Source organism: Nocardia mexicana NBRC 108244 (genome assembly GCF_001613165.1).
GTDB classification, from domain to species: Bacteria; Actinomycetota; Actinomycetes; order Mycobacteriales; family Mycobacteriaceae; genus Nocardia; species Nocardia mexicana.
In genome coordinates this window covers 1-22,174 of sequence record NZ_BDBV01000019.1, presented here as the reverse complement: position 1 = coordinate 22,174, position 22,174 = coordinate 1, and the positions used below count along the sequence as shown (strand labels likewise).

24 protein-coding genes are annotated in these 22,174 nt (G+C 69.7%); 9 read left to right on the top strand and 15 right to left on the bottom strand.

Annotation, left to right across the window (positions count from 1 at the left end; all coding sequences use genetic code 11):
- Nucleotides 1-30: 30 nt before the first annotated feature.
- Together NM1_RS41980 and NM1_RS06495 are read right to left on the bottom strand one after the other, a co-directional pair.
- Nucleotides 31-243: a hypothetical protein gene (locus NM1_RS41980; RefSeq protein WP_147288950.1), complete on the bottom strand. Its 213-nt coding sequence runs from the start codon at nt 241-243 to the stop codon at nt 31-33.
- A gap of 26 nt (nt 244-269) precedes the next feature.
- Nucleotides 270-731, bottom strand: a complete 462-nt coding sequence (locus tag NM1_RS06495) for a MarR family winged helix-turn-helix transcriptional regulator (protein ID WP_068015011.1) — start codon at nt 729-731, stop codon at nt 270-272.
- A 72-nt stretch (nt 732-803) separates the two neighbouring features.
- Here NM1_RS06495 and NM1_RS06490 point away from each other — a divergent pair, with 72 nt between their 5' ends.
- Nucleotides 804-1,172 (top strand): VOC family protein, encoded by a 369-nt coding sequence (locus tag NM1_RS06490; protein ID WP_068015008.1) that lies wholly within the window; start codon nt 804-806, stop codon nt 1,170-1,172.
- A 30-nt stretch (nt 1,173-1,202) separates the two neighbouring features.
- Complete coding sequence (locus tag NM1_RS06485; RefSeq protein WP_068015005.1) at nt 1,203-2,069, top strand: Fpg/Nei family DNA glycosylase; 867 nt, start codon at nt 1,203-1,205, stop codon at nt 2,067-2,069.
- A gap of 4 nt (nt 2,070-2,073) precedes the next feature.
- Here NM1_RS06485 and NM1_RS06480 read toward each other — a convergent pair whose 3' ends face one another.
- The 4 genes from NM1_RS06480 to NM1_RS06465 all read right to left on the bottom strand — a co-directional run bounded on the left by NM1_RS06480 (nt 2,074) and on the right by NM1_RS06465 (nt 4,729).
- Nucleotides 2,074-3,588: a carboxylesterase/lipase family protein gene (locus NM1_RS06480; RefSeq protein WP_068015002.1), complete on the bottom strand. Its 1,515-nt coding sequence runs from the start codon at nt 3,586-3,588 to the stop codon at nt 2,074-2,076.
- 16 nt (nt 3,589-3,604) lie between these two features.
- Nucleotides 3,605-3,850 carry a DUF2630 family protein gene (locus tag NM1_RS06475; RefSeq protein WP_068015310.1) on the bottom strand — a complete coding sequence of 82 codons (246 nt, stop codon included), beginning with the start codon at nt 3,848-3,850 and terminating at the stop codon, nt 3,605-3,607.
- A gap of 115 nt (nt 3,851-3,965) precedes the next feature.
- Complete coding sequence (locus NM1_RS06470; protein ID WP_068014999.1) at nt 3,966-4,340, bottom strand: cupin domain-containing protein; 375 nt, start codon at nt 4,338-4,340, stop codon at nt 3,966-3,968.
- Entirely contained in the window at nt 4,337-4,729 is a 393-nt protein-coding gene (locus NM1_RS06465; protein WP_246011150.1) for a cupin domain-containing protein, read from the bottom strand. The genes NM1_RS06470 and NM1_RS06465 overlap by 4 nt, the downstream gene beginning before the upstream one ends.
- Nucleotides 4,730-4,806: 77 nt before the next feature.
- Between NM1_RS06465 and NM1_RS06460 the strand changes: the two genes are divergently transcribed.
- Nucleotides 4,807-5,256, top strand: a complete 450-nt coding sequence (locus tag NM1_RS06460) for a MarR family winged helix-turn-helix transcriptional regulator (RefSeq protein ID WP_068015307.1) — start codon at nt 4,807-4,809, stop codon at nt 5,254-5,256.
- 10 nt (nt 5,257-5,266) lie between these two features.
- On the opposite strand, the gene NM1_RS06455 is transcribed toward NM1_RS06460, so the two are convergent.
- Complete coding sequence (locus NM1_RS06455) at nt 5,267-5,767, bottom strand: anthrone oxygenase family protein (protein WP_068014993.1); 501 nt, start codon at nt 5,765-5,767, stop codon at nt 5,267-5,269.
- Between the two features lie 13 nt (nt 5,768-5,780).
- Entirely contained in the window at nt 5,781-6,176 is a 396-nt protein-coding gene (locus NM1_RS06450) for a nuclear transport factor 2 family protein (protein ID WP_068014991.1), read from the bottom strand.
- A 76-nt stretch (nt 6,177-6,252) separates the two neighbouring features.
- Between NM1_RS06450 and NM1_RS06445 the strand changes: the two genes are divergently transcribed.
- Nucleotides 6,253-6,831, top strand: a complete 579-nt coding sequence (locus NM1_RS06445; RefSeq protein ID WP_068014988.1) for a TetR/AcrR family transcriptional regulator — start codon at nt 6,253-6,255, stop codon at nt 6,829-6,831.
- Between the two features lie 49 nt (nt 6,832-6,880).
- On the opposite strand, the gene pdxR is transcribed toward NM1_RS06445, so the two are convergent.
- Nucleotides 6,881-8,293: a MocR-like pyridoxine biosynthesis transcription factor PdxR gene (gene pdxR / locus NM1_RS06440; protein WP_068014985.1), complete on the bottom strand. Its 1,413-nt coding sequence runs from the start codon at nt 8,291-8,293 to the stop codon at nt 6,881-6,883.
- Between the two features lie 34 nt (nt 8,294-8,327).
- Here pdxR and NM1_RS06435 point away from each other — a divergent pair, with 34 nt between their 5' ends.
- On the top strand, nt 8,328-9,014 hold the full coding sequence (locus tag NM1_RS06435) for a pyridoxamine 5'-phosphate oxidase family protein (protein WP_068014982.1): 687 nt from the start codon (nt 8,328-8,330) through the stop codon (nt 9,012-9,014).
- Nucleotides 9,015-9,035: 21 nt separating this feature from the next.
- Here the strand turns inward: NM1_RS06435 and NM1_RS06430 are convergent, their stop codons facing one another.
- Together NM1_RS06430 and NM1_RS06425 are read right to left on the bottom strand one after the other, a co-directional pair.
- Nucleotides 9,036-10,268, bottom strand: a complete 1,233-nt coding sequence (locus NM1_RS06430; protein ID WP_068015303.1) for a hypothetical protein — start codon at nt 10,266-10,268, stop codon at nt 9,036-9,038.
- Nucleotides 10,269-10,609: 341 nt separating this feature from the next.
- Nucleotides 10,610-11,377, bottom strand: a complete 768-nt coding sequence (locus tag NM1_RS06425) for a crotonase/enoyl-CoA hydratase family protein (RefSeq protein ID WP_068014979.1) — start codon at nt 11,375-11,377, stop codon at nt 10,610-10,612.
- A gap of 88 nt (nt 11,378-11,465) precedes the next feature.
- Between NM1_RS06425 and NM1_RS06420 the strand changes: the two genes are divergently transcribed.
- Entirely contained in the window at nt 11,466-12,077 is a 612-nt protein-coding gene (locus NM1_RS06420; protein ID WP_068014976.1) for a TetR/AcrR family transcriptional regulator, read from the top strand.
- A 32-nt stretch (nt 12,078-12,109) separates the two neighbouring features.
- Nucleotides 12,110-13,729, top strand: coding sequence for an acyl-CoA dehydrogenase family protein (locus tag NM1_RS06415; protein WP_068014973.1), 1,620 nt, complete (start codon nt 12,110-12,112; stop codon nt 13,727-13,729).
- Nucleotides 13,730-13,838: 109 nt separating this feature from the next.
- On the opposite strand, the gene NM1_RS06410 is transcribed toward NM1_RS06415, so the two are convergent.
- Together NM1_RS06410 and pgi are read right to left on the bottom strand one after the other, a co-directional pair.
- Nucleotides 13,839-14,684, bottom strand: coding sequence for a heme-binding protein (locus tag NM1_RS06410; protein WP_068014971.1), 846 nt, complete (start codon nt 14,682-14,684; stop codon nt 13,839-13,841).
- A gap of 80 nt (nt 14,685-14,764) precedes the next feature.
- Nucleotides 14,765-16,402 carry a glucose-6-phosphate isomerase gene (pgi, locus tag NM1_RS06405; protein ID WP_068015300.1) on the bottom strand — a complete coding sequence of 546 codons (1,638 nt, stop codon included), beginning with the start codon at nt 16,400-16,402 and terminating at the stop codon, nt 14,765-14,767.
- A 270-nt stretch (nt 16,403-16,672) separates the two neighbouring features.
- Between pgi and NM1_RS06400 the strand changes: the two genes are divergently transcribed.
- On the top strand, nt 16,673-18,124 hold the full coding sequence (locus tag NM1_RS06400) for an NAD-dependent succinate-semialdehyde dehydrogenase (protein ID WP_068014969.1): 1,452 nt from the start codon (nt 16,673-16,675) through the stop codon (nt 18,122-18,124).
- An 86-nt stretch (nt 18,125-18,210) separates the two neighbouring features.
- On the opposite strand, the gene NM1_RS06395 is transcribed toward NM1_RS06400, so the two are convergent.
- The gene (locus NM1_RS06395; protein WP_068014966.1) at nt 18,211-18,504 is read right to left on the bottom strand and encodes a chorismate mutase; all 294 of its coding nucleotides are present in this window, start codon (nt 18,502-18,504) and stop codon (nt 18,211-18,213) included.
- 406 nt (nt 18,505-18,910) lie between these two features.
- Here NM1_RS06395 and pcrA point away from each other — a divergent pair, with 406 nt between their 5' ends.
- Entirely contained in the window at nt 18,911-21,352 is a 2,442-nt protein-coding gene (gene pcrA, locus NM1_RS06390; protein ID WP_373864028.1) for a DNA helicase PcrA, read from the top strand.
- A 135-nt stretch (nt 21,353-21,487) separates the two neighbouring features.
- Here pcrA and NM1_RS06385 read toward each other — a convergent pair.
- On the bottom strand, nt 21,488-22,174 hold a 687-nt coding region (locus tag NM1_RS06385), incomplete at its 5' end, for a M23 family metallopeptidase (protein WP_157123852.1).

Genomic DNA, 22,174 nt, shown 5'->3' with positions numbered 1-22,174 from the left:
CTGCGGCACTCCGGTCACGTCGGAGCACTGCTACGGCACTCCGGTCATTCCGGAGTCCCGCTGCGCCACACCGGTCATTCCGGCACGCTCTTGGCCGGAATTCGCCGCCTCCTCGGTGAGGATCCCGGCCGAGAAGCGTGCCGCGACGACATGAGCCGTGCTGAGCGGTCCGGATCGCCTCGATTCCGGTCGACGAAGACTCCCCGCCCCGTTGCGGCAGGACTCGAGGTATCCGTCCGGCATGCCGGAACACCCTGGGACGTAATGGATTACGCAGGTGCGCCGGATGGCGCCTCGCCCAGTTCGTCCAGCGCGGCCGCCATCGTCTTCAGGTCGGCGAGCATGCTCGCGAGCCGATCGGCGCCGAGGTTCGCGGTCATCCGCTGCTCGATGGCCAGGATGTCGGCGCGTGCCGCGTGCAGGCGCCTGCGGCCCGCCGGGGTGAGCCGGACCGGCAGTGCGCGCCCGTGCGGGGCCTGCGCGGGCCGGGTGACCAGGTCCGCCGATTCCAGGTTGCGCAGCACCACGTTCATCGACTGCCGGGTGACGAATGCGCTCCGCGCCAGATCGGCGTTGGAGCGCGCGACGTCACCGTCGAGCAGCTCGAGGCAGACGTACTGCGGGACGGTCAGTTTGTGCCGTCGCAGCCGCGCGTCCATCGCCCCGTGCAGCGTCGCCTGCACGCGCTTGAGTTCGTAGCCCACCAGGCCGTCGAGGTCCGTGCGATCCATGTCAAAAGTTTGACATAGGAGCGGAGCTGCGCATAGTCTCGTCTATGTCAAAGTTCTGACATAGGAGGAATCATGAAAGTTTCCGGACCCGACTTCATCGGCCTGCAGGTGCGCGACGTGGCGGCCGCCGCGTCGTTCTACGAGGACCGGCTCGGCCTGCGCCGTGCGCCCGTGTCCCCGCCCGGCGCCGTCGTCTTCGACACCAGCCCGATCCCGTTCGCGGTGCGTGGCCCCCTGCCCGGGGTGGATCTGGACACCACACCCCGGCCCGGGCTCGGCGTCGCCCTGTGGTTGAAGGTCGACGACGCACCGGCGCTGCGCGATGCGCTCGCCGCCGCCGGTACCCCGATCGTGACGGAAATGGCGGACAGCCCCTTCGGGCAGCATTTCGCATTCGCCGATCCGGAGGGCTACGTCATCACCGTGCACGAGGGCGACTGACTTGTCGGTCGGTGCCGGTAGTCTGCAGGGGTGCCCGAGTTACCGGAGATCGTGGCGCTCGAGCGGTTCTTGGCCGAGCACGCGGTGGGCGCGGTCGTCGGGCGGGTGGATGTCGCGGCGCTGAGCGTGCTGAAGACATTCGACCCGCCGATCACCGCGCTATCCGGTCATGACGTCACGGGCGCCGGCCACTGGGGCAAGCATCTGGGCCTGAACTGCGACGGGCTGTGGCTGATCACGCACCTCTCCCGGGGCGGCTGGCTGCGCTGGCTGGACGAGCCGAGCCCCAATCCGCCCAAGCCGGGCAAGGGCCCGCTGGCACTGCGCGTGCACTTCTTCACCCCCGAGGGCGCCACCCCGGCCTTCGATCTCACCGAGGCGGGCACCAAGAAGCGGCTCGCGGTCTGGGTCGTCGAGGATCCGAAGGCCGTGCCGGGCATCGCACGGCTGGGCCCCGACGCGCTGGAGATCACCGAGGAGCAGTTCGCGGAGATTCTGCGCGGCACCTCGCAGCGGCTCAAGACCGCGCTCACGGACCAGACGTTGCTCGCCGGTATCGGCAACGCCTACTCCGACGAGATCCTGCACACCGCCAAGCTTTCCCCGTTCGCCACCGCGAGTTCCCTCACCCCGGAGAAGGCGGCGCGGCTCTACGAGGCCATGCGTGCCGTCGTCACCGATGCGGTGAACCGTTCGGTGGGCCAGGATGCGGCGCGCCTCAAGGGCGAGAAGCGTTCCGGCATGCGGGTGCACGCCCGCACGGGCCTCCCGTGCCCGGTCTGCGGCGACACCGTCCGCGAGGTCGCCTACGCGGACAAGTCGTTCCAGTACTGCCCCACCTGCCAGACCGGCGGCAAGATCCTCGCCGATCGCCGCATGTCCCGGCTGCTCAAGTAGACCGTCACTGCAGCGCGGGAACTCGAACGCCTTCCCAGGCAAGACGTTTGGCCTTCTCCGGGTCCACCTCGACCCGCGCCGGATGGTCGATGATCCGCGTACTGCGCCGCTGCTCGGTGTACTCCGGCCAGGAATCGAGGGGTTTTCCGGTGCGGGCGAACGACAGCCAGTTGTCCTGGAATTCGTCCTGCACCGCGCGGAATCCCCGATATCCGCCTGCCGCGGTGAGCGCCCGTCCGACGGGAGTGTCCACGCCGCCGAACACCGGGATCAGGTCCAGGGCGTGGGTGGCCGAGAATCCGGCCAATTGCACTGCGCGCGGGGCGAAGTCGAATCGGTAGCCGTAGGTCGGGGCATGCCTGCTGTGCCCCTCCAGCACGGCGATGGTCGGCCGCCAGAACACGAAGTCGCCGCCCATGCGCACCGCCACCTTCCGGGCGGGATAGCCGGGATAGGCAGCGACGACCCGCTTTTCGAGGTCGGCGTCACCGCAGCGCGCCAGGGCGGCGTGCAGCTGCTCGGGGGTGGTGGGCAGCGTCCGGTCGAAGCGCTGGAACAGCGTCCCCTCGTCGCGATTGGTGCCGATGATCAGCGGGACGGCGTGCGCGCTGCCGTCGGCGAACGCGTCGATCGGTGCGCGCGGCAGATAGTCGCCGTCCACGACGGGCGCCGCGGGGAAGCTGCCGGGCTGCTCCCACAGCACCTTGCCGATGGCCCGGTCGACACCTTTGCGAATCTCGTTGGCGCTCAACGTTGTCAGCGCGGTCGCGGCATCCTTCTCATCGATGCCGAGCTCTGCCAGGCACTGTCGCGCGAAGGCCCGCGACTCCTTCGCCGACATCGCCCAGTCCGCGGGCGCGCTCTGGGCGATGCCACGGTGGAACAGCCCCGCCGCCGCGGGCGTGGCCAGCAGGCTCACCACCGCGTGCGCACCGGCCGATTCGCCGAAGATGGTGACATTGCCGGGATCTCCGCCGAATGCCGCGATATTGCGCCGCACCCACCGCAGCGCCGCCACCTGATCCCGCAGTCCCAGATTCGACTCGAAAGGTCTTGTAGCGGTCGAGAATTCGCTGAAGTCGACATAACCGAAGGCGCCGAGCCGATAGTTCAGCGACACCACGATCACATCGCCCCGCAGCGCCAGGCGAGCGCCCGAATACAGCCGGAGCGCGGACGTTCCGAGTACGTACCCGCCGCCGTGGATGAACACCATCACCGGCCGCGGCGCCGACGACGGCGCGGCCGGGGCGACGACGTTCAGCGTCAGGCAGTCCTCGCCGGTCGGCTGGGAGTGGCGCGGACCGAGCCGCGCCCCGTCTCGATGCTGCATGGCCGCGAATCCGAACGAGGTGGCCTCGCGCACGCCGGACCAGGGCGGCATCGGCTGCGGCGCACGGAACCGCAGATCCCCGACCGGGGGAGCGGCGTAGGGAATCGACCGCCAGCGCAGTACGCGGCGGCCACGATGACCGCGAACTACTCCGTCGGCGGTCGTGATATCTGTCGTTGCCACCATCTACGGATGGTAGCCGTTACTGCAGGTAACCCTCGACCTGCTTGGCGGAACCGGCCTCCGCCTGATCCGGGTTCTCACCGCGGTCGACACGGGCGCGCCGCTGCCGCAGCAGATCCCAGCACTGGTCCAGCATCACCTCGAGCTCGGCCAGCTGAGCGCGCTCCTGCTCCGGATCGAGCGCGCCGTCACCCGCCTTGGACCGCAGCTGATGCTCACGATCCACCAGTTCCTTGATGCGCGCGAGAATGTCCTGTTCGGTCATGGGCTCCATGCTACGGCCGTCCGGGAGGCGCCCGGGGCTATCGGCGGGCATGCGCGCCCCGGGCCCCGGCCGCACGCCGCGTCAAGGGTTCCGGCCGAGCGTGAACCCCTGCCGCTCACCGCGCCCACGGCGGAACGAAGGGGTCCATCCCCGGCATCACGGCCCGCCCGCCCACCGGCAGCACCGCGACCATCTCCAGCGGCTCGGCGTGCGGATTGCTCACGCTGAAGGTGGTTTCCGGCGGCACGATCAGCGCGTCGCCCGCCGACAGTTCGTGTCGCTCGCCCTCGAGCTCGGCCACCGCGCGGCCGGAGGTCAGGACGAAGATCTCCTCCCGGTCGACCCGGTGCGGGGCCGCGGGCGCGCCGGGATTCATCCGGAAGCGCCACGCACACGTCTCCTGCGCGCCGCGGCTAGGGGCGGCCAGGCCGTACGCGGTGACGTGGTCGGTTTCGAAAGCGGGTGCCGTCGCCCCGCGCAGCACGGTCATCGGGCCGGGGCCGGGACGAGGGTGGTGCCGTCGGCCATCCGCGCGGTCGCGCCGACCGGCAGCACGGCGACGGCCTCGAACGGCTCGTCGTACGGGTTTCCGAGTCCGAACGAGGTGCCGGCGGGTATCACCACGGCGTCCCCCGCGGCGATCTCGTGACGGACCCCGTCGAGCAGGGCGACGGCCCGGCCGGAGATCGCCAGGACCACCTCCTCGCGGTCGAAGGAGTGCTCGTCGGGTTCGGCGCCCGGTTTGACGTGGGTGCGCCACACGCAGGTTTCCTTCGCGCCCCGGCTGGGGGAGGCCAGGCCGGTGAAGGTGGCATTGGGCAGGTCGAAGACGGGGGCGGTGGATCCGTGGACAACGGGCATCGGGGTGTAGCCTCTCATTGCACAACCAAGGTTTACAACCATAGTTGTACAACTGTGGTTGGCATTCGTCAAGAGTGCTGTCGACGGGAGATGTGGTGCACTTCGGGATACTGCTCGGCCTCGCCTACAACCAGTTCGTGCACGAACTGCACGAACACCTCGAGGGCCTGGGCTTCACCCGGCTCAAGCCCGCCTTCGGCTACGCGTTCAAAGTCCTTGCCGCGGAGAGCATGACGACCAGCGCGCTGGCGGCGAGGCTCCAGGTCACCCCGCAGGGTGCGGCCAAGACCGTGGAGGAGATGGTGGCGGCCGGGTATGTGGAGCGCGTCGCCGATCCCGGCGACGCCCGGGTCAAGCTGCTCGTCCTCACCGATCGCGCCCGCGACCTGCTGGCCGCCGGACACGAATTCCACCGGGACTTCGAGAGCGGCCTCGCCGCCGAACTCGGCGCCGAGCCGGTCGCCGCACTGCGCGAGGTGCTCACCGCCGTCGTGGAGCGCAGCGACTCACCCGACGGCCTGGCTCGCACCCTGCGTCAACTCTGACCGGTCCGCCTCAGGCCATGGCCGGTGCCTGGGATTCCGGGGCCGCCCGGTGCGTCCGCGTCATCCAGGTGGCGATCACGATCACCAGCAGGAACGCGAGAAGTGATGTGCCGGTGCGCAATCCGTGAAACAGATCCCAGCGGGTGAGGATATCGGCGTAGTCGTCCGGCGTGCCGTCGGTGATCCAGGCCCGGATCTGCCGATTGATCGGCACGTTCCCGAATCGGGTGATCACGAACGAGGCGACGACCAGCAGTCCGGCCGCGGCCGCGAGCGCCCGGATCCGGTCGCGGTGCAGCGCGGCCAGCCCGAAGCAGCTCACTGCGGCGAGGGCCATGGTGATCTGCATGCTGATGCTGTTGTTCTTCATCAGTTCGGAGTGGAACTCCAGGCGCATCTGCAGCGGCACGCGATGAAATGTCGGCGCGAGGTTGGCCAGCCCGTATCCGAAAGCGCCCGTGAGCAATCCGGTGGCGAGCAGGGCGGCGGTTTGAACGAGGCGTACGTACATGGTGTCCTCCGCGCTATTCGGCCGTGACGGTTCGGGAGAGCTGATGCGATCGCCGCATGCGGCCGTCGGGCGTGAACTCCCCGAACAGGTAGACCTCGGTGATGATCGTCTCCTCCTTGCGCATTCGTGCGTGAATGGTCAGGCGGGCGGCGATGCGGTCGCCGTCGGCGAATGCCTCGTGTACCTCGAACCGATACTCCCGCAGGTTCTTTCGCACCGACCGCAGGTGTGCGGCCAGACGCTCGCGATCCAGCCGGATGCCGTTGCTGATCTGGACGATGTCCGGCGTGTGGAAGCGGTCGACGGTCGCGCCCGGGTCACTGCCGTCGTCGTGCATCACCGCATCCGTGAAGGCGGTGAAGAAATCGGCGATGAACCGTTCCGGGGTGTGGGGTGGTGCGGATCTCATGGCACTCCAGCCGTAGAATTCTGACAACGCTGTAAACGTTATGCGTCCGGGATAACTTTGACAAGGGTGTAAGATTTTGACGGGTGAAGGAGAACCTCGGCGCCGGGCCGATGCCGAACGCAGCCGGGCCGCGATCATCGCCGCCGCGGCACGATTGCTCGCGGACCGTCCGACCGCGGGGCTCGCCGCGATAGCCGCCGAGGCAGGGGTGACGCGCCAGACCGTCTACGCCCACTTCGCCTCTCGCGACGAACTGCTGTCGGCCGTCGTGGACCACATCACCGACCGGACGGTGGCGGCGATCGACGCCGTCGACCTGGACGGTGGCTCCGCAACCGATGCCCTGCTGCGAATGCTCGAGATCAGCTGGCGGGCGTTCGAGGAGTACTCGGTGCTGCATCGCCTGGAGGTCGTGCCGGGAGACGACCGCGCCCGGCACGTGCCCATCGACGACTACCTGCAACGCATCATCCGCCGTGGACAACGCACCGGGGAATTCGACCGCGCGCTACAGCCCGCCTGGCTGGCCGCGGCGGTCATTGCCCTGGGGCACGCCGCGGGGGAGCAGGTCAAGACGGGGCGGATGAGCGTTCGCGCGGCCGAGAAAGCGGTGGGCGACAGCGTACTTCGTCTCGTCGGCCGAGGCTCGAATTAGTCACGCCGTGCGTGCTGCCGGTGCGCGGGTCCGGTCGAATCCGCGCTGACTATGAGCTGCGGTCGGCCAGGCACTCGCATGCGATCCGCACCGCCGCCCGCAGATCGGTACGCGGCAGGGTCGAATACCCGAGCGGGACACCGAAACTGCGCTGCGGACCGATGCAATAGCGGCCCAGACTGTCGAGGAGGACGCCGCGGCGGCGGGCGGCCTCGATCGCACGTTCCTCGGCGGCTGCCGACGGTAGCGGCACCACCAGGTGGGATCCCGCGTCGTCGCCGACCACCTCGAGGCCGCCACTGCGCAACTCGTCGACGACGATCGCCCGGCGCGGTGGCATTTCGCGTCGGAGCCGCCGCAGATGGCGCATCAGGTCGCCGTGCCTGGCGAGTTCGACCAGGACCTGCTGTCCCGCGGGAGCCGGGCCGGTGCCGGTGGATTCCCGGTGTGCCAGCACGGCTTTCGTGATCGACGGGGCCGCGACCAGCCAGCCGACACCGAGTGTCGGGCTGAGGATCTTGGACGTGGTCCCCAGGTGGACGACGATATCCGGCGCGAGGGTGGCCAGCATCGGCAAAGGGGCGGTGTCATACCGCAGTTCGCCGTCGTAGTCGTCCTCGATGACGAAGGTTTCTGTGCGGCGGGCGAATTCGATCAGCTCTATCCTCCGGGCCGCGGGCATTCGCGCACCGAGCGGGAACTGGTGGGCGGGAGTGCAATACACGGCCCGGACGCCGGTCGGAATCTTGTCGACCCGCAGTCCGTCGGCGTCGACCGGCACCGGCAATACCCGCACGCCCGCCGCCCAGAAGGCGCCCACGGCACGCTGATAGCCCGGATCCTCCATCGCCACGGCATCGCCGGGGCGTAGCAGTGCCGCCGCCAGCTCGCCCACGGCGGAGCCGGTTCCCGCCGTGGCCAGGACCACGGTGTCGCTTCCGGCCGCGAGGCCGCGGTGCCGGAGCAGCTGTTCGGCGACCGTCGCGCGATAGTCCGGTTCGCCCCGCCTGTCCTTGCGCGCCAGTGGGATTCGGTCCGAGGCCGATCGCCAGGCGCGGCGCCATGCGGCGCGGTCGATCGCCTCCACGCACGGCGTGCCCGGCACGAGATCGTAACGGAGGGTGTCGAATTCGGACTCGTCGGGGGTGGCGATGCGGCTCGGCGCCGGGGCGGGGGAGGCGGTGAGAAAGGTGCCCGACCCGTGCCTGCCGGTGAGCCAGCCCTCGGCGTGCAGTTGGTCGTAGGCCGCGGTGACCACGGTGCGGCTGACGCCCAGCCGGGTCGCGAGTGCCCGCGAGGACGGCAGCCGGTCACCGCCGCGCAACCGGCCGGCGGTGGCGGCCTCCCGCAGGCCGTCGGCGACCTGGACGGCCAGCGGGGTGGCGGCATCCCGGTCCACGGTCAGCGGCAGTTCGTCGAGCGCGGTCAAAGTGGTCTTCCATTTCTTCGGTGAATTGGCCATTTCATAATGCCATTTCCGCCGGGATGCTGGTGGCATGACCGAGTCACCTTCCGCCCGGCCCCCGCTCTCGCCGACGCCGCGCAGCACGCTCACCCGCAGCCGGGAGCGTGGCGCGGTCGACCGCGACGCGCTGGACGCGGTCCTCGACGACGGCATGGTTTGCCACCTCGGCGTCCTGCTGCACGGCGCCCCGGTCGTGCTGCCGACCATCTACGGCCGCGACGGCGACACCCTCTATCTGCACGGATCCACCGGCGCCGGTAACCTGCGCGCGGCGATGACCGGCGATGTCTCGGTCACGGTGACGCATGTCGACGGCATCGTCTACGCCCGCTCGGCGATGCACTTCTCGATGAACTACCGCTCGGCGGTCATCCACGGCCGCCCCGTGGAGGTCACCGACCGCGACGAGCGCCTGCACGCGCTGCGGGTCATCGTCGAGCGCGCGGCGCCCGGCGCCTGGGACGCCGTCCGTTCGCCGTCCAAGAAGGAACTGGCCGCGACCGCCGTGCTGGCCCTCGACCTCACCGAGGCGTCGGTGAAGATGCGCACCGGCGGCCCGCGCGACGACGCGGACGACCTCTCCAGCGACACCTGGGCGGGCGTCCTCCCCATCCGCCAGGTCTTCGACGCTCCCGTGCCCTCCCCGGATCTCGCCCCCGGCATCGAAACGCCCGATCATGTTCTCGCCCGGGTACCGGGCGTCACGGCGGCACTGTAATCGCACGACCACTCCCGCGCGTCACCACCGGGTGTGGGGGAGGTCCAGCTTCTCCAGGGCGGTGGTGGCGAGATCCGCGAGTGCGGTGGCGGATCCGATGCGGTCGGGATCGAGGCTGACCAGCGCCAGGGTGTAGGTGTGGCCGGAGCGGGACAGGTAGGCCGACAGGCGGGTGCGGGGGAGTTCGGTGGAGAGCAGGCCCGGGTGGATGGCGCGGGTCGCGACGCCCGTGCAGCGATGCGGTCCGAGGTGGGTCAGCGAGGCCGGGAGCGGGCCGATATTGGAGCACAGGATGTCACGTTCGCCCGCGCCCCGCGACAGCGTGTAGGCCACGCGTTCGGGAAGCACCTGCAGTAGCTCCTCGGGGAGGCCGCCCGGGCTGGACATGCGGTGTTCGTATGCGGCACGGCACTTCTCGCGCAGGGTGGCGGGGTTGTCGGTGCGCGTCACAGCGACCTCTGTCATCGCCATGTCGTTGTCCACGCGCGGTTCGTCGCGGGTGTCCACGGGCAGGCTGGCGGTGATCGAAGTCCCTGGAAAGCCACTGTCCCACAGCATATTCGCGACGAGATGGACGAACAGGGTATTCGCGGTGCCGCCGCGCGCGGCGCCGACCAGATCCCAGTCGGCCGCCGGAATCTGCAGCACGGCACCGTGTGTCGCACGATCGGCCCGGTCGGACGACCGGGCAGCGGGCGTCTCCGGGCGCTTCGGAACGCCGTGCCGCAGCGCTCTCAGCGTGCCACCCAGCACGGTCGACCATTGGTGTCGGGCGTCAGACCAATCCGACTGCGCCGCACCGGCTTCCGATGCGGCGCTTCCGGTCAGCGCGAGGTCGACGGCGGTCACCAGGCCGCGCCCGTCGGCGAGCGCGTGCGAACACGTCAGCGACACGATCGAGCCACCGCCTTCCACCCGCGCCGCCGCCAGCCGCCAGCCCGGCCCGAACTCCGGATCGAGGTCGAATCCCTGCGCATCCGCCCAATCGAGCAGGTCGGCCTCCGGGATCGGGCGTTCCGCGACCCGCAGCGGATGCGCCCGGTCGTTCGCCCGCCAGTGCGGCCGCGCCCCGGGGAACCGCGGCCGCACGACCCGCCGCCCCAGTGGCCCGCTACGTAGCGCGGCATGCACCTGCTCCAGCAGCTTCGGCTCCACCCGATCGGCGGTCCGCCACAACCCCTGCAGGGCAATCGGAGTCCCCATCCCTCGATGCGTCCGCAGGAAGATCTCGTCGACCACGCTGAGCCTGCTCATCGCGCATGCCGCCCGAGTGGGACCGACGCGCCGCAGTCGCTCGTTCGGTATTCGCCGACCGCCGTCCGAGCGCGCACGGGCGATCGTGTGCAGCGCCATCGTGCAGCACATACCGGATTCACCCGCGAATCTGTCCGCTCGGTGCGGGGCCGATCGGGCAAGCTCGGAAGTGGCGGCGGCATGAGGCCATGGTGCCACCACGGCGTCGTCCGGTGCCGTGGTGCGAGATTCAGGCCGAGGCTCCCGCGTCGCCCGACGCCGCCGCTGCGCTCCGGTGGACCGTGGGCATGTCCGACGTGGCGGCCGTCGTCACTCCGGCGGCCGATGCCGTGGCGCGACCCTCAGGCCGAGGCTCCGTGGCGTCCGGCGCCCGAGGCGAACCGTTGTGCTCCGGCGAGGGCGCCGTCGGCATCGGACAGGGCGGTCAGTCCGTGGCGGAACTCGTTGGCGATCGCGGCGTCCTCGTCCAGGCCCCACTGCTCGAGCGCCGACATGCGGTCGGTGCGCAGGCACGTCTGCGGCAGGGCGGCCAGCTCCGCGGCGAGTTGCTCTGCGGCACTGCGGGATTCACCCGGCGGCACGACCCGGTTCACCAATCCCATCTGCAGCGCCTCGGCGGCGCCCACCGCGCGACCGGTGAGAATCATGTCCATGGCGCGCCCGTCGCCGACGATGCGCGGCAGCCGCACCGTGCCCCCGTCGATGAGCGGCACTCCCCAGCGGCGGCAGAACACACCGAATGTGCTGTCCTGCTCCGCGATTCGGAGATCGGCCCACAGCGCCAGCTCCAGCCCGCCCGCGACCGCGTACCCGGAGACCGCGGCGATCACCGGCTTGGACAACCGCATCCGGGTCGGGCCCATCGGGCCGTCCCCCTCGGTGCTCGCGGCGTTGGAATGCTCGGTGCCCAGGGATTTCAGGTCCGCGCCGGCGCAGAACGTGCCGCCCGCGCCCCACAGCACCGCCGCGGCGGCGTCGGGATCGGCATCGAACTCCCGGAACGCGTCGGCCAGCTCCCGCGCGGTCGGTCCGTCGACCGCATTGCGGGCCTGGGGGCGATCGAGGATCACGGTGAACACCGGACCCTTGCGCTCGATTCGTACGTTCACGGCTGCTCCTCGCTGTCGCCGGTCGTCGTCCGATTCGAACAGTCGCGGCCCCTTGCGTCAAGAAATGAATTCGTGATTCACTTCTTGCGTGGCCTACCGCCGTACTCCCGCCGTGCAGGCCCGCCTCGACGCACAGGCGGGCGCGATCGTGCACGCCGCGACCAGGGTGCTCTCCGAGCGCGGGTTCGCGGGAATGTCGATCGCGGTGGTCGCCGCCGAGGCGGGCGTCGCCACCGGCACCGTCTACAAGAGCTTCAGCGGTAAGTCCGAGCTGGTCACCGCGGTGTTCCGGGATGTCGTCACCCGGGAGGTCTCCGCGGTCGCGGCGGCCGGTGCCGAGGGCAGTGCCGTGCAGCGGGTCACCGCCGCGGTGGAGACCTTCGCCGGTCGCGCCCTGAAGAACCCGAAGCTGGCCTACGTGCTGCTGGCCGAGCCGGTGGACGCGGCCGTGGACACCGAGCGGCTGCGGTTCCGCCGCGCCTTCGCCGAGACGTTCGCCTCGGCGATCGCCGAGGGCGTCGCGAACGGGCAACTGCCCCCGCAGAATCCGCGTACCAGCGCCACCGCCCTGGTCGGCGCCATCGGCGAGGTCCTGGTCGGACCTCTGGCCGAGGCGCTGCAGAGCGAATCGGTGGTGCCCGAACTCATCGAATTTTCGTTGCGCGCCTTGGGTTTACACGAACCCGGGGGACGTCCGTAACCATCGGCGTCACAGAGACAGGAGTGCCCCGCATGCCCACCCACGAGGTGTTCAACCAGGTTCCGCCCATCGTCCCGTTCGACTTCTCCGACAACCCCGCCCTGCTCGAGGGGCTGCACCGGGAAGGCGCGGGCTGGGCCGAGGCCGAAGTGCGCGAACTGGGCGCGCTCGCGGGCGGTGCCGAGGCCCAGGAGTGGGGCCGCGTCGCCAACGAGTACCCGCCGGTGCTGCATACGCACGACCGCTACGGGCATCGGGTCGACGAGGTGGAGTTCCACCCGTACTGGCACGAGCTGATGAAAGTCGCTGTGGCGCACGGTCTGCACGGCACCCCGTGGCTCGACGACCGGCCCGGCGCCCACACCGCGCGGGCCGCGAAGTTCTACACCTGGGGCATGGCGGACGCCGGGCACATGTGCCCGATCTCGATGACCTACGCGGTGGTTCCCGCGCTCCGCCACAACCCGGAGCTGGCCGCGCGGTACGAGCCGCTACTCGGTTCGCGCACCTACGATTTCGGCCTGCGCGAGCCGTCGGCGAAGGCCGGTCTGATCGCCGGCATGTCGATGACGGAGAAGCAGGGCGGCTCGGACGTGCGCGCGAACACCACCCGGGCCACACCGCAATCCGACGGCACCTACCGCATCGTCGGCCACAAGTGGTTCACCTCGGCGCCCATGTCGGATATGTTCCTGACCCTCGCGCAGGCGCCCGGAGGGCTGTCGTGCTTCCTGCTGCCGCGCGTGCTGCCCGACGGATCCCGCAATTCGCTACGGCTGCAACGGCTCAAGGACAAGCTGGGCAACAAGTCCAACGCCTCCTCGGAGATCGAGTACGAGGATGCGGTCGGCTGGCTGGTCGGCGCGGAGGGCGCCGGGGTGAAGACCATCATCGAGATGGTGAACATGACCCGGCTGGACTGCGTGATCGGCTCGGCAACGGGTATGCGCATCGGCCTCCTCCATGCGGTGCACCACGCCCGGCATCGAGAAGTCTTCGGCGCCAAGCTGATCGACCAGCCGTCGATGCGTAACGTGCTCGCCGACCTGGTGATCGAATCCGATGCCGCGACCACCGTGATGATGCGCCTCGCGGGAGCGACCGACCGTGCGTCGTCGGATCCGGCGGAGGCGGCGCTGCGCCGGATCGCCCTGGCGGTCACGAAGTACTGGGTCTGCAAGCGTGCGCCGGTACACGCGGCCGAGGCGCTGGAATGCCTGGGCGGCAACGGCTATGTCGAAGACTCCGGCATGCCGCGGCTGTATCGCGAGGCGCCGCTGATGTCGATCTGGGAGGGTTCGGGCAATGTGGCGGCGCTGGACGCGTTGCGCGCCATGGGCCGCCAGCCCGAGACGGTCGAGGCCTACTTCAACGAGGTGTCGCTGGCCCGCGGCGCCAACCACCACCTCGACGACGCCATCGACCGCATCGGCAAGGAACTCACCGACCTGTCCGATATCGAGTACCGCGCCCGCCGCGTGGTCGAACTGATGGCCCTGGTGCTGCAGGGCGCCCAGCTGGTCCGCCACGGCCACGCGGCCGTCGCGGATGCCTTCTGCGCCACCAGATTCGGCGGCGACTGGGGCATAGCCTTCGGAACCCTCCCCGTCGGCGCCGACACCACCGCCATCCTCGCCCGCGCCTCCCTGTAACCCCGGCCCGCCGTTCGCGCACCCCGCGCATGTTCACGCACCCCCTGCAAGCGTTTGTACGCGGTGCGGGAATACGCACGGGGTGCGTGAACGGCGGGACTTCGACCCGCTACTGCTTGACCAGGGTCGCGACTTGGATGTGTGGCCAGTCGATCGGCTTGGCCGGGTCCGGTTGCGGGCCCGCGGGGAAGCGCAGGATCGAGTGCTGGCTGTACTGCAGCTGCATGGTTTCGGTGCCGTCGGGCCGGGCCAGCGTTTCGATCCACAGGGTGGCGCGCAGCGTGGTGGCGTTCGCATTGGCGGTGACGAAGCCGATGTTGCGGATGTCGTCGGTGCCGGTCTGCACGTCCAGCGTCGTGGTGTGCAGGACGTTCTGTTCCTTGAGTACCTCGCGGAGCAGGACGGCCGGGTTGCGCAGCGCCTCGTCGGGAAGACCCGGCGGCAGCTGGGTTCCGGGCGGCGGGAAGTACCCGTCACCGAAGGTGGCGCCGCCGGGGGTGGAATCCAGTGGCGGAATCTCCGGTGCGCCGGGCACATCCGCGACCGGTGCGCCCTGCGCCATGAACGAATCGCCGTGCGGGATATTGCCCATCCGCACGACGGTCGGTCCCGCCGGTGGAACCGACGTGGGCGGCACGAACAGCCACATGCCGGTTTCCACGTGCAACGACTCGCTGGTGCGCGCGTCGGATATCTGCTGCAGGTAGTGCACACCGCGAAAGACGATGTCGTCCTGTACATTTCCGCGGTTCAGGATCGGCGCGCCGATCGCGGTGAAGGTCAGCGTCTCGTGAGTCGCGTTGAGCTTCACCGTAAACGGCGTACCACCCTCGTGATCCGGTAGTTCGGCCAGGCTGAAGCCGGTCCCCATCCAGGTGCCGGGCAGATTCTGCAGCGGCCCGAGGTCGGCGAGCGACGTGGGTTCCGGCCGGGCAGCGCGAAAGAGTATGGACATGATCCCTCCCGATGCGAATTCCTCCCCCAGACACCGTTGTACCGCTCAACGGCCGCCCGGGCATGCCCCCAATTCCGGGACTACCGGCGCTCGCGGTACCAGCGGATCAGCGCGTCGGTCGACGAATCCGATTGCGGCGCAGGATCTTCCGTCGAGGTCAGCAGCGGCTCCAGCTCCAGAGCCTGCTGCTTGCCCAGCTCCACGCCCCACTGGTCGAAGCTGTCGATGCCCCAGATCGCACCCTCGACGAACACCTGGTGCTCGTACAGCGCGATCAGCTGCCCCACCACCGACGGCGTCAGTCGCGGCGCGAGGATAGCCGTACTGGGCCGATTGCCCGGCATCACCTTGTGCGGCACCAGTTTCGGGTCGGTGCCCTCGGCGGCGATCTCCTCGGCGGACTTGCCGAAGGCGAGCACCTTGGTCTGCGCGAACAGATTGCTCATCAGAATGTCGTGCATGCTGCCGGTGCCGTCGCGGGTCGGCAGATCGTCGGTGGGCTGGGCGAACCCGATGAAATCGGCGGGAATCAACCGGGTGCCCTGATGTAACAGCTGGTAGAACGCGTGCTGTCCGTTGGTGCCCGGCTCGCCCCAGAAGATCTCCCCGGTGGACGCGCCGACCGGACTGCCGTCCGCGCGCACCGACTTGCCGTTGGACTCCATCGTCAGCTGCTGCAGATAGGCCGGGAAGCGAGCCAGGTCGTTCGAATACGGCAGCACCGCACGCGATTCCGCGCCGAAGAAGTTCGAGTACCACACCCCGAGCAGCCCCAGCAGCACCGGCGCGTTCCGCGCCAGGGGAGCGGACCGGAAATGCTCGTCCACGCTGTGCATCCCGGCCAGGAACTCGGCGAAGCGCTCCTTGCCGACCGTCGCCATCACCGACAGCCCGATCGCTGAGTCGACCGAGTAGCGCCCGCCGACCCAGTCCCAGAAACCGAACATGTTCGCGGTGTCGATGCCGAACGCCGCCACCCGCTCGGCGTTGGTGGACACCGCCACGAAATGCTTGGCGACCGCGTCCTCGCCCAGCGCCGCGACCAGCCAGCGCCGCGCCGCGGTGGCGTTGGTCAGCGTCTCCAGCGTCGAAAACGTCTTGGACGCAACGACGAACAGCGTGGTCGCCGGGTTCAGCCCGGCGAGTTTCGCGGTCAGATCCGCCGGGTCGATGTTGGAGACGAACCGCGCCGAGATCCCGGCATCGGCGTAATGCCGCAGTGCCAGGTGCACCATGACGGGCCCGAGATCGGAGCCGCCGATGCCGATGTTCACCACCGTTTCGATGCGCTCGCCCGTGGCGCCGCGCCACTGTCCGGAACGCACCGCGTCGGTGAACTCACCCATGCGGCGCAGCACCTCGTGCACCTCGGCCCCGGCGTCGGCGCCGTCGATGGTCATCGAATCGCCCTTCGGGAGCCGCAGCGCGACGTGCCCGACGGCGCGGTCCTCGGAGGTGTTGATGTGGTCGCCGCGGAACATGGCGTCGCGGTGCTGCGCAACCCCGGCGGCCTCGGCCAATTCGACCAGCAGATCCAGGGTTTCGCGCGTCACGCGGTGCTTGCTGTAGTCGATCCGCAGATCCGCGACCTGGATCGTCAGGTCGCGCCCGCGCTCGGGATCGTCGGCGAAGAACTCCCGCAGGTGCCGCCCCGCGACCGCCGCGTGATGATCGTGCAGTTTCCGCCAGGCCGCCGTCGCGGTGATGTCGCTGCTCACGCCGCCGAGATTACCCACCCCGCCCTCGGCGCGCAGGTAACTGTTCGTGATGTCGCTGGCTGCATCGGTGGGCCGAGATTACCCACCCCGCCCTCGACGTGCAGGTAACTGTCGCTGACGTCCCTGCCTCGACGCCGTCATCCGTCACCCCGGCGTGCTTTTGGCCGGGTGCCACCGCAGATCCCGGCCGAAAGCGTGCCGGTATGACGGGGGACGTGTGCACCACCGGCACGGCGGACTGTACCGCCGCACCAGGCATAGGCTGGGCACATGGTGTCCGAACGTGAACTCCTCGAGTCCGTACCCACACAGCTCTGGATCGGCGGGCCGGTGGATGCCACCGGCGGCGCGACGTTCCCGGTGGAGAACCCGGCCACCGGCGAGCCCGTCGCGCACGTCGCCGACGCCACCCCCGACGACGCGATGCGGGCGCTGGACGCCGCGGCCGCGGTGCAGGACGAGTGGGCCGCGACCACCGCGCGCGACCGGGCGGAGATCCTGCGCGCGGTCTACGACCGCATCGTCGAACGCACCGAGGACCTGGCGCTGCTGATGACCCTGGAAATGGGCAAGGCGCTGCAGGAGAGCCGCAACGAGGTCCGCTACGGCGCCGAATTCTTCCGCTGGTTCTCCGAGGAGGCCGCCCGCATCCACGGCCGCTATCAGACCGCGCCGACCGGCACCGGCCGGATCGTGGTGCACAAGCAGCCGGTCGGCCCGTGCCTGGCGATCACGCCGTGGAACTTCCCCCTCGCCATGGGCACCCGCAAGATCGGCCCGGCACTGGCGGCGGGCTGCACCATGATCGTGAAACCCGCGTCGGCGACCCCGCTGACCATGCTGCTGCTGGCCCGGCTGTGCGCCGATGCGGGCCTGCCCGACGGGGTGCTGTCGGTGATCACCAGCCGCCGCTCCGGCGCGGTCACCGAACCCCTGCTCAACGATCCGCGCCTGCGCAAGCTCACCTTCACCGGCTCCACCGAGGTCGGCAAGACCCTGGTCGAGAAGTCCGCGCACGGACTGCTGCGCACCTCGATGGAGCTGGGCGGCAACGCCCCGTTCGTGGTGTTCGACGACGCCGATGTCGACGCCGCGGTCACCGGCGCCATGCTGGCCAAGCTGCGCAACGGCGGCGAGGCCTGCACCGCCGCCAACCGCTTCCACGTGCACAACTCCGTGCGCGCGGAATTCACCGACAAGTTCGCCGCGGCCATGGCCGAGGTGCGGCTCGGCCCCGGCAGCGATCCGGCGACCACGCTGGGTCCGCTGATCAACCAGGACCAGCTCGACACCGTCACCGAACTCGTCGACGACGCGGTCGCCAAGGGCGCCCAGGTCCGCATCGGCGGCAAGGCGCCCGGCGGCCCGGGCTACTACTACCCGGCGACGATCCTGTCCGACGTCCCCGCCGATGCCCGCATCCTGCGCGAGGAGGTGTTCGGCCCGGTCGCCCCGATCATCGGCTTCGATACCGAGGAGGAGGGCCTGGCCGCGGCCAACGACACCGAATTCGGCCTGGTCGCCTACGCCTACACGCAGAATCTGGACCGTGCGCTGCGCATCGCGGAGGGGCTGGAATCCGGCATGGTCGGCATCAATCGCGGCGTCATCTCCGACCCCGCCGCCCCCTTCGGCGGCGTCAAGGCCTCCGGCTTCGGCCGCGAGGGCGGGTTCGAGGGCATCGACGAATACCTGTCCACCAAGTACATCGCGCTGCCGTAGAACAGGAAAAGCCGCCCCGGGGTGACGTCACCCGGGGCGGCCTGGGGGCGCGGTGCTCATCGAACGCCGCGTGGTCTGAGGCCCGGTCAGTGACCGAGGCGGCCGCGGCCGAGGCGCAGCAGCAGCATGGCGAGGGTATGACCCTCCTGGCCCAGTTCGCTGAACCGCTCCAGCACCTTCATCTCGCGGGAGTGAACCAGGCGCGGGCCGCCGTTCGCCATCCGGGTGCGACCGATGATTCTCGAGACCTCGGTGCGGCGCTTGATCGCGGCGAGAATTTCGGCGTCGAGCCGATCGATCTCCTTGCGGAGCTTGTCGATCTCCGCCTCGCTGCTGGGCAGCGCAGCGTCGGACCCGGTCTCGGTCGTAGAGGTGCTCATACTTTCTCTCCTCGTGTCAGAACCAGGATCGGCAGGCGGCCCCACCCCGTTACCGTCGGTTCTTTCACCATGAAACAGACCCGGTGGGTCTTTCATTGTCCCCCGTCGAGTATTCGCGCTCAGATGCGAGGTCGGTGACCACAATAGCCAGTGATCAGCCGAGCAGCAGAGGTCGCGAGCGCGCAGGTCATGTGGCCAGTCTGCCACGGGCCCGAAGGTGAGCCAAACGGTTCTTGTTCCCAGGAGGGGTCAGAACGCCGCCGGACTACAGGATGTCGGTGCCCGCCGGTAGCGTGGATGGACGATGGAGACGACGGTGGCGGAAGAGACGCGCTCGGATTCGGGACCAGCCGGTTCGGAGCGGACCCAGGGGGACAAGCAGTCGGCGGAGCGGGCCGAACGCCTACTGGAGGGGCTGAATCCGCAGCAGCGGGCGGCGGTCGTGCACACCGGCTCCCCGCTGCTGATCGTCGCCGGCGCGGGCTCGGGCAAGACGGCCGTGCTCACCCGCCGCATCGCCTATCTGCTGGGCGCTCGCGGCGCGACACCCGGCCAGATCCTGGCCATCACCTTCACCAACAAGGCCGCGGCCGAGATGCGGGAGCGCGTGATCGGCCTGGTCGGCCCGCGCGCCACCACCATGTGGGTCTCCACCTTCCACGCCAGCTGCGTGCGCATCCTGCGCACCCAGGCCGCCCTGGTGCCGGGCCTGAACTCCAACTTCTCCATCTACGACGCCGACGACTCACGCCGCCTGCTGGCCATGATCGGCCGCGACCTGAATCTGGACCCCAAGAAGTATTCGCCGCGCCTGCTGGCCACCGCCATCTCGAACCTCAAGAACGAGCTCACCGATCCCGAAACCGCCTCGGCCGACGCGGAATCCGACGAGAGCGAGCTGCCCGGCATCGTGGCCGATGTCTACACCCAGTACCAGCGGCGGCTGCGCGCGGCCAACGCCCTGGACTTCGACGACCTGATCGGCGAGACGGTGGCGTTGCTGCAGCATCACCCGCAGGTCGCCGAGTACTACCGTCGCCGCTTCCGGCACGTGCTGGTCGACGAGTACCAGGACACCAACCACGCGCAGTACGTGCTGGTGCGCGAGCTGGTGGGGCATCATTCCGCGGCCGAACTGGACGACGCCGACGCCGGGGCCACGGCGGCCGATCCCGAGTTCACCCCGGTGCGGCGCGAAGACGCCGTCCCGCCCAGCGAACTGTGCGTGGTCGGCGACGCCGATCAGTCCATCTACGCCTTCCGCGGCGCCACCATCCGCAATATCGAGGAGTTCGAGCGCGATTTCCCCGACGCGGAAACCATTCTGCTGGAACAGAACTACCGCTCCACCCAGCACATCCTGTCCGCGGCCAACTCACTGATCTCCAAGAACGAGGGCCGCCGCGAGAAGAAGCTGTGGACCGACTCGGGCGACGGCGACCTGATCGTCGGCTACGTCGCCGACAACGAGCACGACGAGGCCTCGTTCGTGGCCCGCGAGATCGACCGCCTGGTCGACCAGGGCGATTACAACTACGGCGACGTCGCGGTGTTCTACCGCACCAACAACAACTCCCGTGCGCTGGAGGAGATCTTCATCCGGATGGGGCTGCCCTACAAGGTGGTCGGCGGCGTCCGGTTCTACGAGCGCAAGGAGGTGCGCGACATCGTCGCCTACCTGCGCGTACTGGAGAATCCGGACGATGCGGTGAGTATGCGCCGCATCCTCAACACCCCGCGTCGCGGCATCGGGGACCGGGCCGAGGCCTGCGTGGCCGTGCACGCCGAACAGCGCGGCATCGGTTTCGCCGCGGCGCTGCGCGATGCCGCCGCGGGCAAGGTGGCGCTGCTGAATACCCGTGCGCAGCGGGCCATCTCGGGCTTCATGGATCTGCTGGACGAGATCCGCGCCGCCGGCACCGTCGAGGACCTGGACTTCCCGGATGTCGGCAATGTCGTCGAGGCGGTGCTGGACCGCACCGGCTACCGCGCCGAACTGGAGGCCTCCGACGACCCCCAGGACGGTGCCCGCCTGGACAATCTCAACGAATTGGTCAGCGTCGCCCGCGAATTCAGCTCCGAGGCCCGCAACAACGTGGAGGCCGCCCGGGAGGAGGGCCTGGTGCCCGAGGCCGCGGAGGGCGAGCCGGAGCCGGGCTCGCTGGCGGCATTCCTGGAGCGGGTATCGCTGGTCGCCGACACCGACCAGATCCCCGACGAGGGCACCGGCGTGGTCACGATGATGACCCTGCACACCGCGAAGGGCCTGGAATTCCCGGTGGTCTTCGTGACCGGATGGGAGGACGGCCAATTCCCGCACATGCGGGCGCTGGGCGATCCGACCGAACTGGCGGAGGAGCGGCGCCTCGCCTACGTCGGCCTCACCCGCGCGCGCCGCCGCCTGTATCTCACCCGCGCGGTGGTGCGTTCCGGCTGGGGGCAGCCGGTGTCGAACCCGGAATCGCGCTTCCTGCAGGAGATTCCGCCGCACCTGGTCGATTGGCAGCGGCTCGAGCCCGCGGCCACCGCGACGACCCGGGGCTTCCGCCGCCGCGGCGACGACGAGGGCCTGGAACGCGACTGGACGCGCGGCGACGGCTGGTCCGACCAGCGCCCCGGCCTGCGCGACCGCGGCCCCCGCCGCCCCGCCCCCGGCGGCTCCGGCAAACGCAACAACACGAACCTGGTACTCGCCGTAGGCGACCGAGTCAGCGACGACAAATACGGCCTGGGCCGCGTCGTAGCCGCCGAGGGCTTCGGCGCCCTGGCCACGGTAACCATCGACTTCGGCACCGCAGGCAAAATCCGCCTCATCCCCCAATACAGCCGCACCCTGGTCAAGCTGTAGAAGGTCTCAGCGCGGACCGGATGATGATGGTCCGCGCGCGTAGAGATACTTGATTCCGGCCAAAAGCATGCCGGAAATGACGGGCGGACGGCACGCCCGAATGCCCCGGCGCGCGGCACGCTTTTCGCCGGGACCTCAGTCGCGCTGGGCGCCCAGGGAGATGCCGCGTGAGGCGAGCCAGGGGAGGGGGTCGATGGGCTGGGTGCCGTTGAGGTGGACCTCGAAGTGGCAGTGCGGGCCGGTGGAGAAGCCGCGGTTGCCGACGGTGGCGATCTGGTCGCCCGCCATGACGCGCTCGCCGACGTTGACCGTCGTGGTGTCGACGTGGCCGTAGACGGTGACGGTGCCGTCGTCGTGGCGCAGGCGCACCCACATGCCGAAACCGGAGGCCGGGCCCGCGTCGATCACCGTGCCGTCCTCGACGGCGTAGATGGGGGTGCCGATCGGCGCCGCGACGTCCACACCGTTGTGCGGTGCGCCCCAGCGGAATCCGTATCCGGAGGTGTAGTTGCCGTAGGCGAACTTGGTGAACAGCGGCCGCAGCTTGGCGGCTTCCTGCGCGGCCAAATCCTCGGCGAACTGCTGGCCGTGCTGCAGGATGTCGCTGAACTGGCTGATATCGGTCACCGGCGCGACGCTGACCAGTTGTGAGGAGGTCTGCGATCCCGCCGCGGTCGGGTCGGCGAGACTCACCGACTGTGCGGCGATCTCGTGCACCTGCCCGTCGGCCTGGTAGTCGGCGGTCGAGGTCTGGCCCTGCCCGCCGGACTGCATGCTGGCCTGTCCGGCGGCGACGACGGCACCCGCGGCCACCGCGACGAC

Excerpts from the sequence above, each read along its gene's own strand:
- NM1_RS41980 (WP_147288950.1), bottom strand. The coding sequence starts at position 243 with ATGCCGGACGGATACCTCGAGTCCTGCCGCAACGGGGCGGGGAGTCTT.
- NM1_RS06495 (WP_068015011.1), bottom strand. The coding sequence starts at position 731 with ATGGATCGCACGGACCTCGACGGCCTGGTGGGCTACGAACTCAAGCGC.
- NM1_RS06490 (WP_068015008.1), top strand. The coding sequence starts at position 804 with ATGAAAGTTTCCGGACCCGACTTCATCGGCCTGCAGGTGCGCGACGTG.
- NM1_RS06480 (WP_068015002.1), bottom strand. The coding sequence starts at position 3,588 with ATGGTGGCAACGACAGATATCACGACCGCCGACGGAGTAGTTCGCGGT.
- NM1_RS06475 (WP_068015310.1), bottom strand. The coding sequence starts at position 3,850 with ATGACCGAACAGGACATTCTCGCGCGCATCAAGGAACTGGTGGATCGT.
- NM1_RS06470 (WP_068014999.1), bottom strand. The coding sequence starts at position 4,340 with ATGACCGTGCTGCGCGGGGCGACGGCACCCGCTTTCGAAACCGACCAC.
- NM1_RS06465 (WP_246011150.1), bottom strand. The coding sequence starts at position 4,729 with ATGAGAGGCTACACCCCGATGCCCGTTGTCCACGGATCCACCGCCCCC.
- NM1_RS06455 (WP_068014993.1), bottom strand. The coding sequence starts at position 5,767 with ATGTACGTACGCCTCGTTCAAACCGCCGCCCTGCTCGCCACCGGATTG.
- NM1_RS06450 (WP_068014991.1), bottom strand. The coding sequence starts at position 6,176 with ATGAGATCCGCACCACCCCACACCCCGGAACGGTTCATCGCCGATTTC.
- pdxR (WP_068014985.1), bottom strand. The coding sequence starts at position 8,293 with ATGGCCAATTCACCGAAGAAATGGAAGACCACTTTGACCGCGCTCGAC.
- NM1_RS06435 (WP_068014982.1), top strand. The coding sequence starts at position 8,328 with ATGACCGAGTCACCTTCCGCCCGGCCCCCGCTCTCGCCGACGCCGCGC.
- NM1_RS06430 (WP_068015303.1), bottom strand. The coding sequence starts at position 10,268 with ATGAGCAGGCTCAGCGTGGTCGACGAGATCTTCCTGCGGACGCATCGA.
- NM1_RS06415 (WP_068014973.1), top strand. The coding sequence starts at position 12,110 with ATGCCCACCCACGAGGTGTTCAACCAGGTTCCGCCCATCGTCCCGTTC.
- NM1_RS06410 (WP_068014971.1), bottom strand. The coding sequence starts at position 14,684 with ATGTCCATACTCTTTCGCGCTGCCCGGCCGGAACCCACGTCGCTCGCC.
- NM1_RS06400 (WP_068014969.1), top strand. The coding sequence starts at position 16,673 with ATGGTGTCCGAACGTGAACTCCTCGAGTCCGTACCCACACAGCTCTGG.
- NM1_RS06395 (WP_068014966.1), bottom strand. The coding sequence starts at position 18,504 with ATGAGCACCTCTACGACCGAGACCGGGTCCGACGCTGCGCTGCCCAGC.